Source organism: Hydrogenophaga taeniospiralis, assembly GCF_020510445.1.
Lineage (GTDB): Bacteria > Pseudomonadota > Gammaproteobacteria > Burkholderiales > Burkholderiaceae_C > Hydrogenophaga.
In genome coordinates this window covers 3,110,921-3,131,627 of the sequence record NZ_JAHBAG010000001.1, presented here as the reverse complement: position 1 = coordinate 3,131,627, position 20,707 = coordinate 3,110,921, and the positions used below count along the sequence as shown (strand labels likewise).

Annotated in this window: 17 protein-coding genes; 14 read left to right on the top strand and 3 right to left on the bottom strand. The window is 70.6% G+C overall.

Annotation, left to right across the window (positions count from 1 at the left end):
* Positions 1-2 precede the first annotated feature (2 nt).
* From KIH07_RS14980 to KIH07_RS14915, 14 genes are all read left to right on the top strand, one after another.
* Complete coding sequence (locus KIH07_RS14980) at positions 3-1,520, top strand: DUF4157 domain-containing protein (protein ID WP_226492732.1); 1,518 nt, start codon at positions 3-5, stop codon at positions 1,518-1,520.
* Positions 1,517-2,176: a carbohydrate porin gene (locus KIH07_RS14975; RefSeq protein ID WP_226492731.1), complete on the top strand. Its 660-nt coding sequence runs from the start codon at positions 1,517-1,519 to the stop codon at positions 2,174-2,176. Before KIH07_RS14980 ends, KIH07_RS14975 begins: the two co-directional genes overlap by 4 nt.
* A complete protein-coding gene (locus KIH07_RS14970; protein WP_226492730.1) occupies positions 2,176-2,538 on the top strand; it encodes a LysM domain-containing protein in 363 nt (120 codons plus the stop codon). The genes KIH07_RS14975 and KIH07_RS14970 overlap by 1 nt, the downstream gene beginning before the upstream one ends.
* Positions 2,528-3,670, top strand: a complete 1,143-nt coding sequence (locus KIH07_RS14965; protein ID WP_210829036.1) for a hypothetical protein — start codon at positions 2,528-2,530, stop codon at positions 3,668-3,670. The genes KIH07_RS14970 and KIH07_RS14965 overlap by 11 nt, the downstream gene beginning before the upstream one ends.
* 127 nt (positions 3,671-3,797) lie before the next feature.
* Positions 3,798-4,316 carry a phage baseplate assembly protein V gene (locus KIH07_RS14960; protein ID WP_226492729.1) on the top strand — a complete coding sequence of 173 codons (519 nt, stop codon included), beginning with the start codon at positions 3,798-3,800 and terminating at the stop codon, positions 4,314-4,316.
* 4 nt (positions 4,317-4,320) lie between these two features.
* A complete protein-coding gene (locus KIH07_RS14955; RefSeq protein ID WP_226492728.1) occupies positions 4,321-4,641 on the top strand; it encodes a hypothetical protein in 321 nt (106 codons plus the stop codon).
* 2 nt (positions 4,642-4,643) lie between these two features.
* The gene (locus KIH07_RS14950) at positions 4,644-5,012 is read left to right on the top strand and encodes a GPW/gp25 family protein (RefSeq protein ID WP_068166235.1); all 369 of its coding nucleotides are present in this window, start codon (positions 4,644-4,646) and stop codon (positions 5,010-5,012) included.
* Entirely contained in the window at positions 5,009-7,606 is a 2,598-nt protein-coding gene (locus KIH07_RS14945; protein ID WP_226492727.1) for a putative baseplate assembly protein, read from the top strand. The genes KIH07_RS14950 and KIH07_RS14945 overlap by 4 nt, the downstream gene beginning before the upstream one ends.
* Positions 7,606-10,407 carry a putative baseplate assembly protein gene (locus KIH07_RS14940; protein ID WP_226492726.1) on the top strand — a complete coding sequence of 934 codons (2,802 nt, stop codon included), beginning with the start codon at positions 7,606-7,608 and terminating at the stop codon, positions 10,405-10,407. The genes KIH07_RS14945 and KIH07_RS14940 overlap by 1 nt, the downstream gene beginning before the upstream one ends.
* Before the next feature lie 127 nt (positions 10,408-10,534).
* Positions 10,535-12,610 (top strand): hypothetical protein, encoded by a 2,076-nt coding sequence (locus KIH07_RS14935; RefSeq protein WP_226492725.1) that lies wholly within the window; start codon positions 10,535-10,537, stop codon positions 12,608-12,610.
* Positions 12,611-12,623: 13 nt separating this feature from the next.
* Positions 12,624-15,800, top strand: a complete 3,177-nt coding sequence (locus KIH07_RS14930) for a DUF6519 domain-containing protein (protein ID WP_226492724.1) — start codon at positions 12,624-12,626, stop codon at positions 15,798-15,800.
* A gap of 12 nt (positions 15,801-15,812) precedes the next feature.
* On the top strand, positions 15,813-16,313 hold the full coding sequence (locus KIH07_RS14925) for a hypothetical protein (protein WP_226492723.1): 501 nt from the start codon (positions 15,813-15,815) through the stop codon (positions 16,311-16,313).
* A gap of 49 nt (positions 16,314-16,362) precedes the next feature.
* Complete coding sequence (gene nth / locus KIH07_RS14920; protein WP_226492722.1) at positions 16,363-16,998, top strand: endonuclease III; 636 nt, start codon at positions 16,363-16,365, stop codon at positions 16,996-16,998.
* A gap of 404 nt (positions 16,999-17,402) precedes the next feature.
* Positions 17,403-17,882, top strand: a complete 480-nt coding sequence (locus tag KIH07_RS14915) for a MerR family transcriptional regulator (RefSeq protein WP_226492721.1) — start codon at positions 17,403-17,405, stop codon at positions 17,880-17,882.
* A 35-nt stretch (positions 17,883-17,917) separates the two neighbouring features.
* Here KIH07_RS14915 and KIH07_RS14910 read toward each other — a convergent pair whose 3' ends face one another.
* From KIH07_RS14910 to KIH07_RS14900, 3 genes are all read right to left on the bottom strand, one after another.
* A complete protein-coding gene (locus KIH07_RS14910; protein WP_226492720.1) occupies positions 17,918-19,180 on the bottom strand; it encodes a DUF445 domain-containing protein in 1,263 nt (420 codons plus the stop codon).
* A gap of 133 nt (positions 19,181-19,313) precedes the next feature.
* Entirely contained in the window at positions 19,314-19,868 is a 555-nt protein-coding gene (locus KIH07_RS14905) for a histidine phosphatase family protein (protein ID WP_226492719.1), read from the bottom strand.
* Between the two features lie 10 nt (positions 19,869-19,878).
* Positions 19,879-20,688 carry an adenosylcobinamide-GDP ribazoletransferase gene (locus KIH07_RS14900; protein WP_226492718.1) on the bottom strand — a complete coding sequence of 270 codons (810 nt, stop codon included), beginning with the start codon at positions 20,686-20,688 and terminating at the stop codon, positions 19,879-19,881.
* Between the last annotated feature and the right edge of the window lie 19 nt (positions 20,689-20,707).

The window sequence follows — 20,707 nt, the reverse complement described above, 5'->3', positions numbered from 1 at the left end:
CCATGAAGACCCGTACCAGCCCTGCACCGGCCCACAGCCCATCGGGGGTGACGCTGCGTCGCAGCCCCTTGCTGCAGCGCAGCTGCGCCTGTGGCGGTGGTGCGGGCATGAGCGGCGAATGCGAAACCTGCCGGCAAAAGACCCTGCAGAAGAAGTTGTCGGTGGGATCGAGCAACGACCCGCTGGAACAGGAAGCCGACCGCTCAGCCGACCAGGCGCTGGCGGCAGCGCCCCACGCCGCCGCCCGGGCCACACCCCACATCCAGCGCCTGGCCAGCCAGCCATTGGCACATGCAGGCATGGCACCGGCGAGCGTGGACAACACGCTCTCGGAGGCCGGCACACCAATGGCGCCAACGCTTCGGCGCGATATGGAACAGCGCTTTGGCCACGATTTTTCGCGGGTCCGAATACACGCTGGCGGATCGGCTCAGCAATCCACCCGCGACGTGAGTGCCCGGGCCTACACCGTTGGCGAGCACATCGCTTTCAACGCCGGCCAGTTCGCGCCCGACACGCGCCAGGGGCAGCGGCTGATCGCGCACGAGCTGGCGCATGTGATCCAGCAGGGCGCTTCGCCGCAGGCGGGCCTGCTGCAGCGGGACACGGCCCCGGGCGAATGCGAGGCAGCCAGGAATGAACAGGACCCTGGAAAGATGCGCGATCCCGAAGAAGTGAAGGTGCTGTGCGCAGCCGACCGTGCACGCAAAAACGCCAAAGACGACACGCGCATGATGCTCAGCGCCTCCGAAATCGTCTATCGGCTGGCCCGCTTGTATCTCCCCAAACAGGCTGATCAGATCGGTGCTGTCGGCTTTTCGGCGGCACAGGAAGGGGTGCGGGTAGAAACCTCGCCGAATTCGATCTCGATCACGGTAGGCCGTCAATTTGTATTGGGCACCACCGGAGAGACCTTGCTGAAGCGGGTCATTGAACTGCGCTCGGCCATCCTGGCCAAGACCCAGGGGAAAGAGGCGGACTACGCCAAAGGTCATGGCTTGCTGCACCACCTCGCTTCGGCACACACGGAGGCTGATACGTCCGCAGCGCCCGGGCCGGCCAAACCAGCCGAACCGAAACCCTACAAACAAGATGCCCTGGATGGAGTCGCCATTCCGGCACTCAAAGATATCCTGTGCCGCACCAAGCGCACAGGGCGCGAGCATTGCGGCAACATCATCCGGTCGGACGACGGCACGTTGCGCGCCACCGGACCACACCGGGGAGACGTGGGCATTTGTGGTGCCGTCGACAGGCCCCGTCCAGGTGATCAGTTGGTTGCTTACTACCACAGCCATCCCGAAGGTCAGGGACTGGGTTTCTCCAAGCCCGGCATGAACGGCCGCACTGTCGGCGACACCGAAGAAGCAGAGGACCGGCGAATCGACTACTACCTCATCAACAGCGAAGGGGGCATGCTGCGGTACATCCCCTCACGGGATGAGTACCGTGCCGGCAAGCACGTGGACCTCGGAAGCAGTGGCGTTACCTGCCCGCAAGAAGGAGGTGGGGCCCCATGACCAGCTTCCCCAACTCCCCCAAAGTCCTCAAAGGCGGTCTGGTGCTGATTGACCCCGAGTCGTCGCGGGTGTTGCGTGTCATCTCGTTGCAGTACAACCCGGAAAAACTCACCCGCAGCCTGCAGGTGCAGGCCGCCGGTGGCGAGGCGGCCAACCGCAGCGAGGCGATGCGTTTCAAGGGGCCGGCCATCGAGACCTTCCGGCTCGAAGCCGACATCGACGCGGCCGACCAGCTGGAGTTTCCCGACCAGAACCGTGGCACCGTGGACCACGGCGTGGCGCCCCAGCTGGCCGTGCTCGAAGCGCTGGCGAACCCGGGCAGCGCGCAGTTGCTCGAAGTGCACCGGCAGGCCGATTCCGGCACGCTGGAGATCGCGCCCATGGAGGCCCCGCTGATGCTGTTCGTGTGGGGCAAGAACCGCATCGTGCCGGTGCGGCTGACCGAGTTCTCGGTCACCGAAGAGGCCTTCGACCCGGCGCTCAACCCCATCGTCGCCAAGGTCAGTATCGGCCTGCGCGTGCTGTCGGTGGACGACCTGGGCTTCTCCCACAAGGGCGGCAGCCTGTTCATGGCGTATCTGCAGGGCAAGGAGCGGCTCGCCGGCCAGGCGCAGGCGGGCAGCTTCGGCGCCCTGGGCATAGGAGGAATCGGCTGATGGACCCCGTTCAGGCATTCATGCAGGCCCACGCGCTGGCCACTCCGCTGTTTGCGCCCACCAGCCGCTACCACGGTATCGGCTCGGCGCAGACCACCACGCCCGAGGGCACGGTGATCACCTTCGTCAAGCGGCGCTTCGTGCCGCCGCCCGAGCGCTTCTCGACCCTCACGGAGCACACCGTGGCCAGCGGCGACCGGATCGACAACCTGGCCGCGCGCTACCTGGGCGACCCGCTGCAGTACTGGCGCCTGTGCGACGCCAATGGTGCGATGGACCCGAGCGAGCTGACCGCCACCGTGGGCCGCCTGCTGCGCATCACCCTGCCCGAAGGCATCCCGGGAGACAGCGATGCTGGCTAAGGGCATCCAGCTCACCCTGCTGATCGGCCCGGTGATCGCGGTGCCGGCGCCGCGGGTGGTGATGGACGCGCTGGAGAGCGTGGAGGTGCGCAGCTCCGCGGGCAGCGCCAGCGGCTTCACGCTGACCTTCCAGTTCAGTTCCCGCTCCGAGCTCAACACCATCTTCCTGATCGCCGGCGCGCAGAACACCGGGCTGGGCACGCCGCCGCTGCGGGTGATGCTGATCGTCACGCTCAACGGCTCGCCGCAGCCGCTGTTCGACGGCGTCATGACCCATGTGGAGGTGCAGGCCGGCGGCCAGGGCTCGCCCGGCACGGTCACCGTCACCGGCGAAGACCTGACCAAGGTGATGGACACCCAGGACTGGAGCGGCCTGCCGTTTCCGGCCATGCCGATCGAAGCGCGCGTGGCCCTGCTCTGCGCCAAGTACGCGCCCTTCGGCCTAATCCCGCTGGTGATCCCGGCGCTGTTCCCCGACGTGCCGATCCCGGTGGACAAAATCCCCGCCCAGCAGGGCACCGATCTGGCCTACATCCGCCAGCTCGCCGAGCAGGTGGGCTACGTGTTCTACATCGAGCCCGGGCCGGCGCCGGGCACCAACATCGCCTACTTCGGCCCCGAGATCAAGATCGGCGTGCCCCAGCCCGCGCTCAACGTGGACATGGACGCGCTTACCAACGTCGAGAACCTGAGCTTCAACTTCGACCCGACCGCCGGCGTGCTGCCCATCGTATTCATCCAGAACCAGCTCACCCGCGCGCCCATCCCCATTCCGATCCCCAACCTGAACCCGCTGCAGCCGCCGCTGGGCGTGTTGTCCACACCGCTGTCGAACCTGACCATGCTCAAGGACACGGCCCGCATGAACCCGATGCAGGCGATCTCGCGCGGTCTGGCCGAGGCCAAGAAATCGCAGGACTCGGTGACCGCCAGTGGCGAGCTCGACGTGTTGCGCTACGGCCGTCCGCTCAAGTCGCGCGGGCTGGTCGGGGTGCGCGGCGTGGGCCTGGCCTACGACGGCCTGTACTACGTCTCCAGCGTCAAGAGCACGCTCAAGCGCGGCGAGTTCAAGCAGAGCTTCGACCTCAGCCGCAACGGCCTGATCTCCATCACACCGAGGATTCCGGTATGAGCGCCGCGCCGGGCCGTTCCCAAGCAAGCTCGCACCGCAGCCCGCAGGGCGAAGGTACTCCAGTGAGCACCGCCGGGCCGTTCCCAAGGCGCTCAGCCCCGCAGTGCGCAGCACGGAGGGTCTTCCAATGAGCAATGGCGCGCAGAAGTACTACGGCAAATACCGCGGCATGGTGATCTCCAACATCGACCCCATGCAGCAGGGCCGGCTGATGGTGCAGGTGCCCGATGTGGGCGGCCTGATCCCCGGCACCTGGGCCATGCCCTGCGTGCCGATCGCGGGCATCCAGAACGGCATGTTCGCCCTGCCCATCCCCGGCTCGGGCGTCTGGGTCGAATTCGAACAGGGCGACCCGGACTATCCCATCTGGGTCGGCGGCTTCTGGGGCAGCGCGGCGGAAGTGCCCGCGCTGGCCCTGCTCACGCCCCCGGCGGTGCCGGCGATCACGCTGCAGACGCCGCTGCAGAACGGCCTGACCATCTCCGACGTGCCCGGGCCCACCGGCGGCATCATGATCAAGAGCACCACCGGCGCGATGCTCATCGTCAACGACACCGGCATCTACATCCAGAACGGCAAGGGCGCGGCCATCACCCTGGTGGGCCCGGTGGTGACCATCAACAACGGCGCCCTCACGGTGACCTGACACCATGCCCGGCCCCCTGCTCCACGTCGGCGCCACCGTGCTCTGTGCCCACGGCGGCAGCGCCACGCCCACGGCGCCCAACCCGCGCGTGCTGGTCAGCGGCCAGCCCACGGTGGTGATGAGCGCGCCCTACGCCATCGCGGGCTGTCCGTTCAACGTCTCGGGCAGCCCGGTGCCCTGCGTCACCGGGCAGTGGGTCGTGGCCGCGCTGCGCGTGCAGTCCAACGGCCAGCCCCTGGTGCTGATGGACAGCCAGGCGGTCTGCGTGCCCAACGGCACACCGCTGATGCCGGTGGCCGCGCAACCCCGCGTGATCGGGAGCTGAACATGACCCAACGCCTGTTTTTCCCCTACCAGTTCGACGGCCGCGGCCTCACCCGCGAGGCCGACGAGGCGGACTGGATACGTGGCCTGGTCGAGCAGGTGCTGTTCACCGCGCCGGGCGAGCGCGTGATGCGCCCGGACTTCGGCAGCGGCCTGCGCGAGCTGGTGTTCGCCCCCAACAGCCCCGAGCTCGCGGCCACCACCCAGTTCCTGGTGCAGGGCGCGCTGCAGCGCTGGCTCTCGGGTCTGATCACGGTCGAGGCGGTCGAAGTGCGGGCGGTGGACGCCGCGCTCAGCGTCACCGTGCAGTACCTGATACGGCGCAACGCCTCGCGCCAGCGCGAGACCTTCACCCAGGGGGGCCAGCCATGATCTTCCATTGCTGCGACCAGAACCGGCGCACGGCGGTGGACGCCCACCCCACGCTCAACGGCATCGACTGGCTGGAGGTGCTGGACCTCGACGCCCCCCTGGGCAGCCCGCGCCAGCGCACCCTGCTCGTGCGCCTGCTCAAGCCGGTGCCGGCCGGTCTCACGCGCGAACAGGTCGTGATCGAAGGCGGCGAGCGCATCCGCCGCATCGAGGTTCAGTGGATCGGCGTGGCCAGCGCGCCGCCCGCCGAGGCGAACGCGGCCGAGCAGGCCCTGTTCAGCGCGCTGGCCGAGGCCGACCACGTGCTGCTGGTGCGCACCGACAGCGCGGGCGACTTCTCGCGCTATACCCTGCGGCTCACGCAAGACCCGGCCACGCCCACCCCGCTGCCCGACTTCGACCCCCGGCTCTCCGAGATCGAATTCCGCTTCAAGGTGGAATGCCCGAGCGACTTCGACTGCCGCACGCCCCCGGGCTGCACCGAACCCGCCAAGCCCACGCCCGACATCAACTACCTCGCCCGCGACTACGAGAGCCTGCGCCGGCTGGTGATCGACCGCCTGGCGCGCAACATGCCGGGCTGGCGCGACCGCAGCCCGGCCGATCTGGCCACCACGCTGGCCGAGCTGATCGCCTACGTGGGCGACCTGCAGCACTACCAGCTCGACGCCGTCGCCACCGAGGCCTACCTGCACACCGCCCGCCGGCGCAGCAGCCTGCGCCGCCACGCCCTGCTGGTGGACTACGCGGTGCACGAAGGGTGCAACGCCCGCGCCTGGCTGCACATCGACGTGAGCGGCGGCCCCTTCCCCCTGCCCGACGACCTGCGCTTCTATACCCGGGTGGCGGGTGTGCCCCCGCGCATCGTTCCCGATTCGCCCGCCGAGCGCGCCGCGCTGCAGGCCCGGCCCCTGGTGTTCGAGCCGCTGCACGGCGCGACCCTGCGCGAGGCGCACAACAGCTTTGAATTCCACACCTGGGGCGACACCCGCTGTTGCCTGCCCCGGGGCGCCACCCGCGCCACGCTGCGCGGCCACTGGCCCGAGCTGCAGGCGGGCGACGTGCTGATCTTCCAGGAACAGCTCGGCCCGCTCAGCGGTGAGCCCGAAGATGCCGACCCCGCCCACCGCCACGCGGTGCGCCTGAGCGCCGTGCGCGCCTTCGACGGCAGCGATCCACTGACCGACCCGCTGCCCCCCGACCCGGCCGACCCCACCACCCTGACCGAGATCACCGAGATCTCCTGGCACCCGGCCGACGCCCTGCCCTTCGCCCTGTGCATCTCCAGCGAGACCGACGAGGCGCACGGCAGCGTGCTGATCCACGGCGTGAGCACCGCGCTGGGCAACAACGTGCTGGTCGATCACGGCCAGCGCATCGAAGACGAGCCGCTGGGCAGCGTGCCGCCGCCCCGGCTGCACCACCCGGCCGTGGCGGGCGACGCCTGCCAGCGCGAGGCGCCGCAACCCCTGCCCCCACGCTACCGGCCGCAGCTGGCCGGCGCGCCGCTCACCCACCAGGGCACGGTGCTCGTGACGCGGGTCGAGAACGGCGTGCGCACCAGCGAGCGCCTGCTGTTCGACCCGCAGGACTCGGCCAGCGCCGCCATGCGCTGGCGCACCGCCGACGCGCTGCCCCGGATCGGCCTCACCGCCACCCAGGGCAGTGGCAGCGAGCCCTGGAGCCCGCGCCGCGACCTGCTCGCCAGCCGCGCCACCGACACCCACTTCGTGATCGAGGCCGAAGACGACGGCAGCGCGCGGCTGCGCTTTGGCGACGACCGGCACGGCCGCCGGCCCGACAGCGGCACCGCCTTCAGCGCGCACTACCGCGTGGGCAACGGGCCGCAGGGCAACGTGGGCGCGGGCGCCATCGCCCATGTGGTGACCACGCAGGGCGGCATCAACGCGGTGGTCAACCCCATGCCCGCGCGCGGCGGCGTGGCGCCCGAGACCACCGCCGAGGTGCGCAGGCGCGCGCCGCAGGCCTTTCGCACCCAGGAGCGCGCCGTGACCATGGCCGACTACGCCGCCGTCACCGAGCGCCTGCCCGAGGTGCAGCGCGCCGCCGCCAGCCTGCGCTGGACCGGCAGCTGGCACACCGTGTTCGTCACCATGGACCGGCAGGACGGCGAAGCCATCGACCCCGCCTTCGCCACCCAGGTCGGCCACCACCTGGACCGCTACCGCATGGCCGGCCACGACCTGCGCATCCACGACCCGATCGCGGTGTCGCTGGAGATCGACCTGCTGGTCTGCGTCCACAAGGACCATTTCCGCAGCGACGTCAGCCGCGGCCTGCTCGACGTGCTGAGCAGCCGCACCCGCGCCGACGGCACCCGCGGCCTGTTCCACCCGGACCACTTCAGCTTCGGCCAGACCGTGTTCTTAAGCCCCCTGTACGCGGCCGCTCGCACCGTGGCCGGCGTGGGCTCGGTCCAGGTCACGCGCTTCCAGCGCCAGGGCCAGCCCGACCCCAAACCCCTGGCCGACGGCTTCATGACCCTGGGCCGGCTGGAAATCGCGCGGCTGGACAACGACCCCAACTTCCCCGAGCACGGTGTGCTGCGGCTGGAACTGCACGGAGGCAAGTGATGAGCGGCCAGGACACCTCCCCCGACGACTGCGGCTGCTGTGCCGGCGTGGACGCCGACACCCCGGCGCGCGTGCACAACCCGCCCGGCCAGCCGGCCATCGCCTACCGGGTGGGCCGCCACGGCGACTTCCTGGCCTCGATGCAGGCCCGGCTGTCCAGCACCGACACACCGGCCCTAGCAGCCCTGGGCACGCGCGAGTTGAGCGACTTCAGCCTGGCGCTGGCCGACGCCATGGCCACCTCGCTCGACGTGCTGAGCTTCTACACCGAACGCTACGCGCAGGAACACTACCTGCGCACCGCCACCGAGCGCTTGTCGGTGCGCGAGATGGCGCGCCTGATCGGCTACCGGCTCGCGCCCGGCGTGGCCGCCAGCACCCACCTGGCGTTCAAGCTGCTGGAGGCGCCGGGGGCGCCGTCCGAGCCGATCCAGATCCCGGTGGGCACGCGGGTGCAGAGCGTGCCCGGCCAGGACGAGACGGCCCAGAGCTTCGAAACCGTGGCCGACATCCCCGCGCGGGTGCAGTGGAACGCCATGCCGGTGCAGACCCGCGTGCCCTGGCGGCCCCAGTCGGGCAACACCGAGCTCTGGCTCGACGGCCTGGCCACCCAGCTGCAGCCGGGCGATCCGATCCTGATCGTGGGCAGCGACCGCATCAGCGACCCCGACGGCGAACACTGGGACGTGCGCGTGCTCAGCGCGGTGCTGCCCGACAACGCCAACGCCCGCACCCGCGTGCTGTGGAAACATCCTCTGGGCAGTGCGTTCCCGCCCATGAGCCCGGCCGGCGTGGGGGTGGAGGTGCACGCGTTCCGCCAGCGCACGGCGCTTTTCGGCCACAACGCGCCCGACCCCAACCTGCTCAGCGGCCGCGGCTCCAACCTGGCGCAGAAGATCGACAGGAGCACGCCCTCGAACTGGGTCTGGAAGCAGTTCCACATCAACGAAACAACGCTGGACCTGGAGAGCGCCAACCCCAAGATCACCGCCGGCACCTGGTTCGCGCTGGTGTCCAACGAGGCCGGCCAGGGCAACGCCGACCTGCCGGGCTACACCGGGCTCTACCGCGTCCAGCGTGTGAGCCAGCTCAGCCGCAACGACTTCGGCATCTCGGGCAAGACCACCCGCCTCACGCCCGACACCACCGAAAACCTGAGCGCCGCCCGCTTCGGCCTGCGCAACACGCTGGTGCTCGCACAGAGCGAGCGCCTGGCCACGGTGGACACGCCGCTGTTCCACCCGGTGCACGGCGACGCGCTCACGCTGGGCCAGCGCGTGGAAGGCCTGCTGCCTGGCCAGGCGCTGGCGGTCTCGGGCACCCGGCAGCGCATCGCCATCGCCGCGGGTGCCCAGGGCCTGTCGCTGCAGCTCGCGCAGGGTGGCAGCGTGGCGCTGACCGAGGGCGACGAACTCTTCATGACCGCGCCGGCCAGCCGCCTGCTGTTCTTCACCTCCGTCACGCTCGGCGCCGAGGCCTTCACCGCACTGCTCGGCCAGTCCACCGTGCGCCTGCGGCTCGCCCTGATGGACCGCGACGGCCGCAGCGGCACGCTGGTGGCCAAGGGCCATGAGATCCGGCTGGCGCCGGCACGCAAGGACGACCCGCTGGTGCGGGAGATCGCCCACATCGCCAACACCGGGCAGGCCGTGCTGCTGGAGCGCGACCACACGCAGTTGAAGCTCGACGCCGCGCTGCGCCACGTGTACGAGCGCGCCAGCGTCCGGATCAACGGCAACGTGGCGCCCGCCACGCACGGCGAAACGGTCGAGGCGCTGCTGGGCAACGGCGACGCGGGCAGCGCGGGCCAGCGCTTCGTGCTGAACCAGGCGCCGCTGACCTACGTCAGCGCCCCCACGCCCAGCGGCGGCGCGTCCACGCTGGAGCTGCGCGTGGCCGACGTGTTGTGGACCGAAGCGCCCACGCTCTACCAGGCCAGCCCCGGCGCCCGCGTCTACCAGACGCGCCAGGACGACGACGGCCTGACCACGGTGGAGTTTGGCGACGGCGTGGAAGGCGCGCGCCTGCCCAGCGGACAGAGCAATGTGCGCGCGCGCTACCGCAAGGGCCTGGGCGTGGCCGGCAACGTGGCCGCGGGCCAGCTCACCACGCTGCTGTCGCGCCCACTCGGCGTCAGCGAGGTGGTGAACCCCGAGCCCGCCACCGGCGGCGAAGACGGCGAGCGGCTGGAGCGCGCGCGCGACAACGCGCCGCTGACCGTGCTGACGCTGGACCGCGCGGTCTCGATCACCGACTACGCCAGCTTCGCGCGCGCCTTCGCCGGCATCGACAAGGCCCACGCGCTGTGGATTCCCGCCGGCCCCGCGCGGGGCGTGTTCCTCAGCATCGCCGGGGTGGACGGCGCGGTGGTGCCGCCGTCGGGCGCCACCTTCACCAGCCTGGGCGCGGCGCTGCGCAGCCACGGCGACGCGCTGGTGCCGCTGCACCTGCGCAACCACCTCGGCGTGCGGTTTCGCGTGCGGCTCTCGGTGAAGGTGCTGGCCAGCCACGAGACCGACCCGGTGCTCCAGGCCCTGGAGGCCGCGCTGCGCGCGCATTTCAGCTTCGCGCGCCGCGACTTCGGCCAGACCGTCTCGGTGGACGAGGTGGCGGCCGTGGCCCAGGCGGTGGCGGGCGTGCAGGCGGTGCATGTCACCCGCCTGCACCGCGTGGGCCAGGCCCCGGGCCTGGTGCCGCGCCTGTTCGCGGCCCTGCCCGTGGCCTCGCTCACCGGCCAGCCGCTGCCGGCCGAACTGCTCACCCTGGCCGACGAGCCGGTGGAACTGGAGGTGATGCCATGAGCGCCGCGCCGGGCCGCTCCCAAGCAAGCTCGCACCGCAGCCCGCAGGGCGAAGGTACTCCAGTGAGCGCTGCACGGCCGCTCCGAAGGCGCTCAGCCCCGCAGGGCGCAGCACGGAGGAAAGTCCCATGACCACAGACACCCAGTCGCTCTTTGAACTGCTGCCGGCCATCCACCGCATCCGCGACGCCGAGCTTGCGCAGGCCCTGGGCCTGGAGCGCGGGCCGCTCGAAGAGCTGATCGGCGTGCTGGCCGAGCAGATCGCGGTGGCCGGGGAAAGCCTGGAGCAACTCCACGACGATCTGTTCATCGAGACCTGCGCCGACTGGGTCGTGCCCTACATCGGCGACCTCATCGGCTACCAGAGCCTGCACGGCGTCACGCCCCGGGTGGCCAGCGCGCGCGCCGAGGTGGCCCACACCATCGCCCTGCGCCGGCGCAAGGGCACGGCGCTGGTGCTGGAGCAGCTCGCGCGCGACGTGACCGGCTGGGACGCGCGCGCCGTGGAGTATTTCCAGCGCATCGTGACCACGCAGTACATGAACCACACCCGCCCGCACAACCTGCAGTCGCCCGACCTGCGGCAGGGGACGGCGCTGGAGTTCGTGGGCACGGCGTTCGAGAGCGCCAACCGCACGGTGGACATGCGGCGCATCGAGTCGGGCCGGGGGCGCCACAACATCCCCAACGTGGGCCTGCACCTGTGGCGCATCCAGGCCTACCGGCACCGCGACACGCCGGCGCTGCGGGTGGGGCCGCGCCGCTACCGGGTGAGCCCGCTCAACCACGACCTGCCGCTGTACAACCGCCCGCGCGCCGAGGACGACATCACCCACCTGGCCGAGCCGGCCCATGTGCCCGGCCCGCTCTCGCGCCGGCGCCTGGCCGCCGAGCTGGCGCAGCACTACGGTACGCGGGCCAACGCCGCGGCGCCGCTGGACAACGCAGAGCCCGCGCTGCTGCTCAGCGTCGGCGGCACGCCGATCGAGCGCGACCAGATTGTGGTCTGCGACCTGGGCGACGACGGCGCCACCTGGGCCCACACCCCGCCGCCGGCGGGCGTCTACGCCATCGACCCGGTGCTCGGGCGCATCGCCCTGCCGCCCGAGGCCGACGACCCGGCCGAGCTCAGCCTGACCTGGCACGAAGGCTTCAGCGCCGATCTGGGCGGCGGCGAATACGAGCGCGGCGAGAGCCTGCCGGCGCCGGCCAACACCACGCTGGTGGTGCGCGTGCCCGATGACCAGCCCACCATCGGCGCGGCGCTGACCCAGATCGCGGGCAACGGCGTGGTGGAAATCCGCGACAGCCGCCGCTACACGGAAACGCTGACCCTGGCCGTGGTGGCCGACGGGCAGATCGAGATCCGGGCCGAGAACGGCCGCCGCCCGGTGCTCGACCTGGGCGGCTGCACCGTGACCGGCGGGGCCAACGCCGCCTGCACGCTCAACGGCCTGCTGATCACCGGCGCGCCGCTGGTGGTGCCCGACGACGGCACGAACGCCCTGAAACAGCTCAACCTGCTGCACTGCACCCTGGTGCCGGGCATCGCCCTGAACCCGGACGCCAGCCCGGCGCAACCCGCCAGCCCCAGCCTGCTGCTGGAGCTCGCCGGCCTGCAGACGCACATCGAGCGCTGCATCGTGGGCGCCGTGCGCTGCCACGAGCGCGCCAGCCTGAGCGCGCAAGACAGCCTGATCGACGCCACCGCGCGCAGCGGCGTGGCGCTGGCCGCGCTCGATGGCAGCGGCCCCGGCGCGGCGCTCACGCTGGAGGCCTGCACCGTGGTGGGCAAGCTGCACGCGGCGCAGATGAGCGTGTCCAACAGCATCCTGCTCGCGGCCCTGGCCGAGGGCGACAGCTGGGCCGTGCCGGTGCGCGCCGCGCGCAAGCAGGTGGGCTGCGTGCGCTTCTCCTGGCTGCCGCTGAGCGCCATCGTGCCCACGCGCTTCCGCTGCCAGCCCGGCTCGGCCAGCGATGCGCAGCACATCGCGCCGCGTTTCAGTTCGCTGGTCTACGGCACCCCGGCCTACGCCCAGCTCGCCCGCTCCACACCGCCCGAGGTGCTGCGCGGCGCCGACGACGAAAGCGAAATGGGCGTCTTTCACCACCTGCACGGCGCGCAGCGCGAAGCCAACCTGCGCATCCGCCTCGCCGAGTACCTGCGGGTCGGGTTGCGGGCCGGCATCTTCTACGAATCCTGAAGGAGGGAGCACCATGAGTTTCGATCTGAGCCGCGTGCGCTTTGACGCCCGCCAGGACTTCCTGGGCGTGGTCATGCAACAGGGCCGCGTCCAGCTGGATGCGGACTGGAACGAATGGGTGGCCCAGCTCGGCCGGCGCCTGCAGGCCGGCAGCTGGGACACCTTCAACGGCAGCGTGGTGCCGCGCACCACGCCCGACGGTTTCCGCATCGAGGCGGCCGGTGGCGCCCTGAGCATCGGCGCGGGGCGCATGTACGTGGACGGCCTGCTGGCCGAAAACCACGGCGGCACGCCCGACGCCTGGGACCCGCACCTGGCCGAATTGGCCGGCACCACCGCGCTGGACTACCTGGACCAGCCCTACTACCCCGAGCCGCCCGCGCTGCCCGCCGCCGGGCCGCACCTGGTGTACCTGGACGTCTGGCAACGCGACGTGACTGCGCTGCAGGTGCCCGGGCTCATCGAGCCGGCCGTCGGCGTGGACACCACCGGCCGGCGCCAGACGGTGTGGCAGGTGAAGCTGCTGCCCATCGACGGCGCGATCAGCTGCGCCACGCCCGACGAGGACATTCCCGCCTGGGTGGCCGCCACCGCGCCGTCGGCCGCGCGCCTGTCCACCGCCACCGGCGACCCTGGCTTCGAGCCCAACCCCTGCAGCGTGCCGCCGGCCGCGGGTTACCGAGGGCTGGAGAACCAGCTCTACCGGGTGGAGGTGCACCAGGGCGGCGCGCTCGGCACGGCCACCTTCAAGTGGTCGCGCGACAACGCCAGCGTGGCCTCGCGCGCGACCCACATCAACCCGGCGCGAGACCGCGTCACGGTGGAGAGTATCGGGCGCGACGACGTGCTGCGCTTCAACGACGGCGACTGGGTCGAAGTCACCGACGACCACCGCGAGCTGCACGGCCTGCCCGGCGAGCTGCGCCGCATCCGCGCCGCCAGCGGGGTGGACCCGATCGCGCGCACGCTGACTTTTGACCAGCCGCTGAGCGCCGGCCTGTTCCCCACCGATGCGCAACAGGCCACCGACCCGCTGCGCAACACCCGGGTGCGGCGCTGGGACCAGTCGGGCCAGGTGCGCCGCGAAGACGGCAGCGCGGTGGCCGGCCAGGACCTGGACGCGCCCGCCAGCAACGGTGCGATCCTGATCCCGCCGCTGGGCACGCGCCTGTTCCTGGAGCACGGCATCCTGGTTGAATTCAGCCTCGATCCGGCCGGTGGCCTGTTCCGCAGCGGCGACCACTGGGTGTTCGCCGCGCGCAGCACCAACGCCACGATCGAAGAACTGGACCGCGCCCCGTCGCTGGGCATCCACCACCACCACGCCCGGCTCGCTGTGGTCAACTTCCCCGACGCCGAGACCGACTGCCGCACGCTGTGGCCGCCCATGCCCGAGGGCCATGGCTGCGATTGCTCGGTCTGCGTCAGCGCGGAAAACCACAACAACGGCAGCGCCACGCTGCAACAGGCGGTGGACAGCCTCAAGGCCACCGGCGGCACGGTCTGCCTGGGCATCGGCAGCTACAACCTGTCGGCGCCGCTGAACATCGAGGGCGCGCGCTCGCTGCGCATCCGCGGCCAGGGCTGGGCCACCGTGCTGCAGGGCACCGAGCCCGGCACCGTGGTGAACATCAGCGAGAGCAACGGCGTGGCGCTGGAAAACCTCAGCCTGCTGGGCGCGGCGCGCACCTCGGGCACCACCGCCGTGCTGCTGGCCACCCAGGTGATCGACCTGCTCGCACAGCACATCAACGTGCTCGGCCTGTCGGTGGGCGACGGCACCAGCGTGGCCATCGGGCTGGCCGGCAACGTGCTCGGCGCGAAGATCGAGCAGTGCGCGCTGGTGGCCGAACGCGGCATCGCGTCGGTGCCCGACCGGGAGCGCAAGCACCTGCTCACCGCCGAACTGCGGATCGCGCGCAACCTGATGTTCTGCAGCCAGCGCGCGGTCAACCTCGACGGTATCAGCCTGCACTTCGGCAACACGCGCATCGTGGACAACCTGATGCTGGTGGGCAACCAGGCCGCCGTGGTCGCCACCGGCGCCACCCTGCCCGGCTCGCCCATGGACATCACCAGCAACGTCATCTACACCGCCGGCGACGGCATCCGGGCCGGGGTCGATGGCCTGTGCATCGAGGGCAACGAGATCTCCGGCTCCAACGAGCGCAGCGGCGACGGCATCGTGCTCGAAGAGGGCCTGGACCCGGTGGCGCTGGATCGCGCGCGCATCGGCGGCAACCGCCTGCGCGAGCTGCGGGGCAACGGCGTGGTGATCAACCACCGCGTCGAGCACGCGGTGATCAGCGACAACCATTTCGAACAGCTCGGGCTCGGCGCGCTGGTGATGGCGCGCAGCGCCTCGGCCGGGGTGCTGCGCTTTTCAGGCAACCAGTGCCACGACCTCGGCCAGGCCGCCAACGTGGAGAACACCGCTTTCGCAGCGATCCAGCTGGTCCGCGTGGAGCGCGCCGACCTGCTCGACAACAGCCTGGGCCGGGTCGCGCGCACGGCCACCGGCTCGCCCGCGATTGACGCGGTGCGCGCGCTGGCCATGGGGCAGTTGCGCATCGCGGGCAACCGCTGCTTCGGCATCGGCCCGGACCGCGGCAGCGGCCAGATCAGCGGCCTGCATGTGCCGCCGCCGTTTGAACACTGCGCGATCGACGACAACCAGGTGGAGCGCATTGGCGACGACGGCCAGAAGCCCGAGCCGCTGGCCTGGCGGGCGATCAACATCGCGCCCGGCAGCGGCGTGCGCTTCACCCACTTCGCCATGGCCAGCTTCGTCTCGGCGGGCGAAATGGGCTTCCTGCTGACCGAAAGCCTGGCGGCGGCGGTGCCCGCGCGCACGGGCATCCTGTCCATCCGCGGCAACCGGCTGCGCGGCCACCACTCTTCGGTGCCGCTGAACCGCTGCACCGGCGTCGTCGACTGTCTATTCAACACCAACCACTGCGAAGCGGTGGGCGAGAGCAGCGCGCAACCGGTGGTCGGCCAGCTCGGGGCGCGCACGCTCAACGCCAGCAACAACCGGCTGATCGGCCTGGGGGACCTGCAGACCCTGTTCCTGTTCCCCGAGCTGAAGCGCGCCATCGTGATGGGCAACACCAGCACCGGCCCGATCGTGGTGCAAGGCGGCACGCCCACCCCGGCCGACATCAACCTGACCAACGTCATCGGTCTCTGAAGGAGTCTTGCCATGCCGATCACCAGCTTCCGAGGCGAAAAATCCGTGGCCGAGATCGCCGACGTCATGTTCGAACGCCTGACGCCCAAGCAGCGCGAAAAGGCCGAAGCCGCCATCCTGAAAGCCAACCCGCGGCTGAGCGACCTGAGCACCCTGCCCAAGGGCGCCGTGCTCAAGGTGCCCGACATCCCGGAGCTGCGGCCCAAGGCCCGCCGTGAAGTGGACGACCCGCCGGCCCAGGTCGCCAGCGAGATCGGCGAGGCGCTGGCCGGCTACGGCAAACAACTGGCCCAACGCACCCAGCAGGGCCTGGCCGACAACAAGGAACACAGCGCCCTGATCCGCAGCGACGCCTTCAAACGCGCCCTGGAAAAATCGCCCGAACTGAAAGAACAGGCCGCACTGACCACCAAGGCACTGGAACTGCGCGGCAAGGAGCTCGCGGAGCGCGCGAAAACGGTGGAGGCGGCGATCCAGGACATGCTGAAAGACCTGAAGCAGGCGAGTGCTTGAAGCTTGGCGCGGGGCCTTCCTCGCGCCCTGCCCCGCTACACTGCGCGGCATGAAACCCGCCGCCATCGAAGCCTTCTTCGCCACCCTGCAGGCCGCCAACCCACACCCTGTGACCGAGCTCGAATACACCAGCGTGTTCGAGCTGCTGACCGCCGTGCTGCTCTCGGCCCAGGCCACGGACGTGGGCGTGAACAAGGCAACGCGCAAGCTGTTCCCGGTGGCGAACACACCGCAGAAAATTCTGGCCCTCGGGCAGGAGGGCCTGGAGTCGTACATCAAGACCATCGGCCTGTACCGCAGCAAGGCCAAGCACCTGATGGAAACCTGCCGCATCCTGGTGGAGCGCCACGGTGGCGAGGTGCCGCGCACGCGCGAGGCGCTGGAGGCCCTGCCCGGCGTGGGCCGCAAGACCGCCAACGTGGTGCTCAACGTGGCTTTCGGCCAGCCCACCATGGCGGTGGACACGCACATCTTCCGCGTCAGCAACCGCACCGGCCTGGCCCCGGGCAAAACGCCGCTGGCGGTGGAGCAGCAGCTGATGAAACGCGTGCCGCCCGCCTACGCGGTGGACTCGCACCACTGGCTGATCCTGCTCGGGCGTTATGTGTGCCAGGCGCGCAAGCCGCTGTGCCACCAATGCGCGGTGTCGGCGTACTGCGATTTCAAGCCGAAGACGCTGGGCTGATACCGACCGCTCCTACCGAGGGGCGCAGCCGCATCCCTCGGCGTCTGGGCTCACCGCACACGCACCTCCGCTCGATGGCCCACTCTCGCATGTCTTGGCGCGCCTGCGACGCACCAAGACCATGGTGCCCCAGACCAGCGCCGCCATGGACACCATCACCACCAGCACCAGCCACTCCAGAGCGATCTGGAAATGCACGCCCAGCCAGGACGTCAGCCCAAGCGCAGCCGCTCCCCCGAACAATGGGATCGCCAAGGGGATGGTGCAGCAGGCCACACACGCTCCGGCCACGCCCAGGGCTGTCAATACAGGTTTTTTCACGCGTCTTCTCCAGTTGATCCATGCGGGTCGATTCCCGTGGGCCAACTGTAAAATCTCAAGCAACTTGAGATACAAGGCCCGCAGTGAAAAAACCCGCAACCACCACAGAACCCCCACCCGAACTGCTGACCATTGGCGTCCTGGCCAAGCGGGTCGGCTTCGCGGTATCCGCCCTCCGGTACTACGAGGAAGTGGGCTTGATACCGGCGGCCATGCGCCGCGAGAGCGGTCATCGTGTCTACCCGGAGTCGGCGCAAGACGTGCTCATCCTCATCCGGCACTGCCGCGACCTGGGCTTTTCCATCGATGAGACCCGCGAGCTCGTCACGCTGTCGACCAGTGCCGAACGCGACTGCGTGGAGGCACGCGCGATTGCCCAGGGGCATCTCACAGCCGTGCGGGCCAAGATGGCGGAGTTGCGCCGCCTGGAGCGAAGTCTGTCGCGTTATGTCCGGGCCTGCAGCGAGGGCTGTGCCGGTGGCCCCGCGCCCGACTGCACCATCCTGACCGACCTTCGCCAAGGCCTGTCATCGTCGACCGAGACAGCCGGGTGCTGCTCGTAAGCCGCGCCACGCGGCGTTAGCACGGCGCACGGGGCTTACAACACCAGCTGCGTGAGCGCATGCAGCACCAGCCCCACCAGCGCCCCCACGAGCGTGCCGTTGATGCGGATGAACTGCAGATCGCGGCCGATGTTGTTTTCGAGCACGCGGCTCATCTCCTGAGCGTCCCAGGCTTGCACCCGCTGCGCCACGAAGCCGACGATGCTCTCGCGGCTGCCGTCCAGCGCTCGCAGCAAGACGTGTTGTGCCTGGGCGTTGATCCAGCCACGCAGCGCCTCGTCGGCCAGCAACTGCTGCCCCACGGTCTGCACCACGCCGGCGATGCGCTCGGCCAGCGCGGTCTCGGGCTTCATGGCCTCCTCGCTCAGGTGGCCCAGGAGTGCGCGCCACCAGGCCTCGATGGGGGCGCTCCAAGCCGGCTGGGCCAACCAGGCATCGCGCCAGAGCGCCACACGGGCACGCCAGTCGGCGTCGTGCTGCAGGCGCTCGATGGCATCGGCCATCCAGCCGTCGAAGCGGTGGCGCAGCTCGTGATCGGGGTCCTGCGCCACCTCGGCAAGCGTGCGGGTGAGCGCGGCCACCAGCTTGCGCGTGGCCAGGCGAGCGGCCACCTGGTCGAGCCCGACGTATTTGAGCTCCTTGAGTTCGCGCGCGATGGCGTCCGTGAGCCGCTCCTGCACGGCGTCCTGCCCGGCCCAGCTCGAGAGCTGCTGGAGCAGGCCGTTGAGCCACTGCTGGTGGTGGCCGTGTTCGGTGAGCGCGCCCAGCGCCTGGCCACCGAGCGCCGATAGGTCCACCTCGCGCAGCAGGCGCTGCGCAAGCCGCGCCACCCATTGGCGCACGGGCGCCTGGTCGAGCGCGGACAGGATGGCCGGCGTGGCCTGCCGCAGCCACTCGCCCACGCGCTGCGCCGACTCGGGCCGGGTCAGCCACTGGCCGGCCTCCAGGCTCAGGTCCCAGCGCGCCAGCGTGGGCCGCACGTGTTCGGCGGTCAGGAAATGTTCGCCCAGAAAACGCGCCAGCTGCGCGCCCAGGCGGTCCTTGTTGGCGGCAATGATGGCCGTGTGGGGAATGGGCAGACCCAGCGGGTGGCGGAACAGCGCGACCACCGCGAACCAGTCGGCCAACGCCCCCACCATGGCCGCCTCGGCCGCGGCCGCCACGTAACCCCAGGCCAGGTGGCGCGGCCCCAGCAGCGTGGCCAGCACATACACCAGGGCGGCGAACAGCAGCAGGCCCAGGGCCAGCGCTTTCATGCGGGCCAGGCTGGCGGGAGGGCGTGGCGACGGGCTCTTCATGGGCGCCAGTGTGCACGCTGGAGGCGGCACATGCGGTGTTGCATTCAAGCGTGGAACAAGGCGGGAGCCGCGGACCGTGCTGTGGCACGGCAAGGCGAACCAACGCGGTGATACGTTTGAAGGCGAAACCCTATCACAGCGTCAGGCACAGATGACCCCCAGGCGCTGGCGCCTCGCGGGGCCACTGGTCCACGTCGCTGATCGGCGCGCTGCCATGGGCCACCAAGTACTGCACGGCGCGGATCACGCCCGCGTGGGTCACCCAGACGGCCTGGCCCTGCTGTTTCAAGCGCACCGCCGCCAGCGCCACGGCCACCCGGTCGATCAGCTGCTGCACGCTCTCGGCGCCGCCAAAGCGGTGGTGCGCGAAATCGGCCAACCAGACGTCAAAGGCCTGGCGCGGGATGGCATCCCAGCGCTTGAGCTCCCAGCGACCGAAGTTCATTTCGTTCAGCCGCGTGTCGGTGGCGGGCGCGCCCAGGTCGGGCCGCAGTGTGTGCAATTCACGCGCGAGCTGCTGGGCGCGCTGCAGGCCCGAGACCCACAGCGGCGCGCCCTCGGGCAGCAGCGCCGCCATCGACCGCGCGGCCTGGCTCGTGAGCGCTAGGTTCGCGGGCACGTCGGTGGCGCCGTAGCAGCGCCCGGCGTCGAGCACCACCGGCGCGTGGCGCAACAGCCAGAGCGTCATGCGCGCGCCCTCATGGCGTGGCGGGCAGGCACAGCACCAGCCCGAGGTAGAACCCGAGCTCGCTCACCTGCTGCGTGGCGCCCAGACCGTCACCGGTGAAACCCTGCAGCCGGCGGCGCAGCAGGCGCCACATCCAGGCCAGGCCCAGCAATGCGCCCAGCACCGCCTGCGGCCAGGGCGCGCCCGGCAGTGCCCAGCCCACCAGCGCCATGGCCAGCGCCCACCAGAGCAGGCCAGTGGCCAGACCGGCATTGCCGATGCTCTCGGCCAGCGGCTTGGACTTGGAGGTGGGCGTGTCGCCCACGTGCGGCAGCGTGCGGATGATGAACAGCGGCATGAGGCGCGAGCTGACGTGCGCCGCGAACAGGCCAGCCGTCGCCAGCAGCGTGCCGCCCGCCTGCGCCAGCAGCGCCAGCAACGCCGCCTTGCTCAGAAAGGCCAGCACCAGCGCCACCGCGCCGTAGCTGCCGATGCGCGAGTCCTTCATGATCTCCAGCGCGCGCTCGCGGCTCGGGCTGCCGCCCAGGCCATCGGCGGTGTCGGCCAGCCCGTCTTCATGGAATGCGCCGGTGAGCAGCACGCTGAAGACGGTGCAGGCGACGGCCGCGACCCAGGGCGCCGCGGGCTGGGCGGGCAGCAGTGTCAGCAATCCGTAGAACACCACCGCCGTGAGCCCACCCACCACCCAGCCCACGCCCGGGAAATGCGCGGCGCTCGCGCGCAGCATGGCGGGCGAAAAGCCCACCCAGTCGGCCAGGCGCCCCGTGACCGGGATGCGGGTGAAGAACTGCAACGCAAGCAAAAAGTGGCGAAGCGGCATGGACACCCCCCTGCGCCGC

Bases quoted from the DNA above. Each gene is read 5' to 3' on its own strand.
- KIH07_RS14975 (WP_226492731.1), top strand. From the start codon at position 1,517: ATGACCAGCTTCCCCAACTCCCCCAAAGTCCTCAAAGGCGGTCTGGTG.
- KIH07_RS14945 (WP_226492727.1), top strand. From the start codon at position 5,009: ATGATCTTCCATTGCTGCGACCAGAACCGGCGCACGGCGGTGGACGCC.
- KIH07_RS14970 (WP_226492730.1), top strand. From the start codon at position 2,176: ATGGACCCCGTTCAGGCATTCATGCAGGCCCACGCGCTGGCCACTCCG.
- KIH07_RS14925 (WP_226492723.1), top strand. From the start codon at position 15,813: ATGCCGATCACCAGCTTCCGAGGCGAAAAATCCGTGGCCGAGATCGCC.
- KIH07_RS14960 (WP_226492729.1), top strand. From the start codon at position 3,798: ATGAGCAATGGCGCGCAGAAGTACTACGGCAAATACCGCGGCATGGTG.
- KIH07_RS14910 (WP_226492720.1), bottom strand. From the start codon at position 19,180: ATGAAGAGCCCGTCGCCACGCCCTCCCGCCAGCCTGGCCCGCATGAAA.
- KIH07_RS14935 (WP_226492725.1), top strand. From the start codon at position 10,535: ATGACCACAGACACCCAGTCGCTCTTTGAACTGCTGCCGGCCATCCAC.
- KIH07_RS14940 (WP_226492726.1), top strand. From the start codon at position 7,606: ATGAGCGGCCAGGACACCTCCCCCGACGACTGCGGCTGCTGTGCCGGC.
- KIH07_RS14930 (WP_226492724.1), top strand. From the start codon at position 12,624: ATGAGTTTCGATCTGAGCCGCGTGCGCTTTGACGCCCGCCAGGACTTC.
- KIH07_RS14900 (WP_226492718.1), bottom strand. From the start codon at position 20,688: ATGCCGCTTCGCCACTTTTTGCTTGCGTTGCAGTTCTTCACCCGCATC.
- nth (WP_226492722.1), top strand. From the start codon at position 16,363: ATGAAACCCGCCGCCATCGAAGCCTTCTTCGCCACCCTGCAGGCCGCC.
- KIH07_RS14955 (WP_226492728.1), top strand. From the start codon at position 4,321: ATGCCCGGCCCCCTGCTCCACGTCGGCGCCACCGTGCTCTGTGCCCAC.
- KIH07_RS14965 (WP_210829036.1), top strand. From the start codon at position 2,528: ATGCTGGCTAAGGGCATCCAGCTCACCCTGCTGATCGGCCCGGTGATC.
- KIH07_RS14905 (WP_226492719.1), bottom strand. From the start codon at position 19,868: ATGACGCTCTGGCTGTTGCGCCACGCGCCGGTGGTGCTCGACGCCGGG.
- KIH07_RS14950 (WP_068166235.1), top strand. From the start codon at position 4,644: ATGACCCAACGCCTGTTTTTCCCCTACCAGTTCGACGGCCGCGGCCTC.
- KIH07_RS14980 (WP_226492732.1), top strand. From the start codon at position 3: ATGAAGACCCGTACCAGCCCTGCACCGGCCCACAGCCCATCGGGGGTG.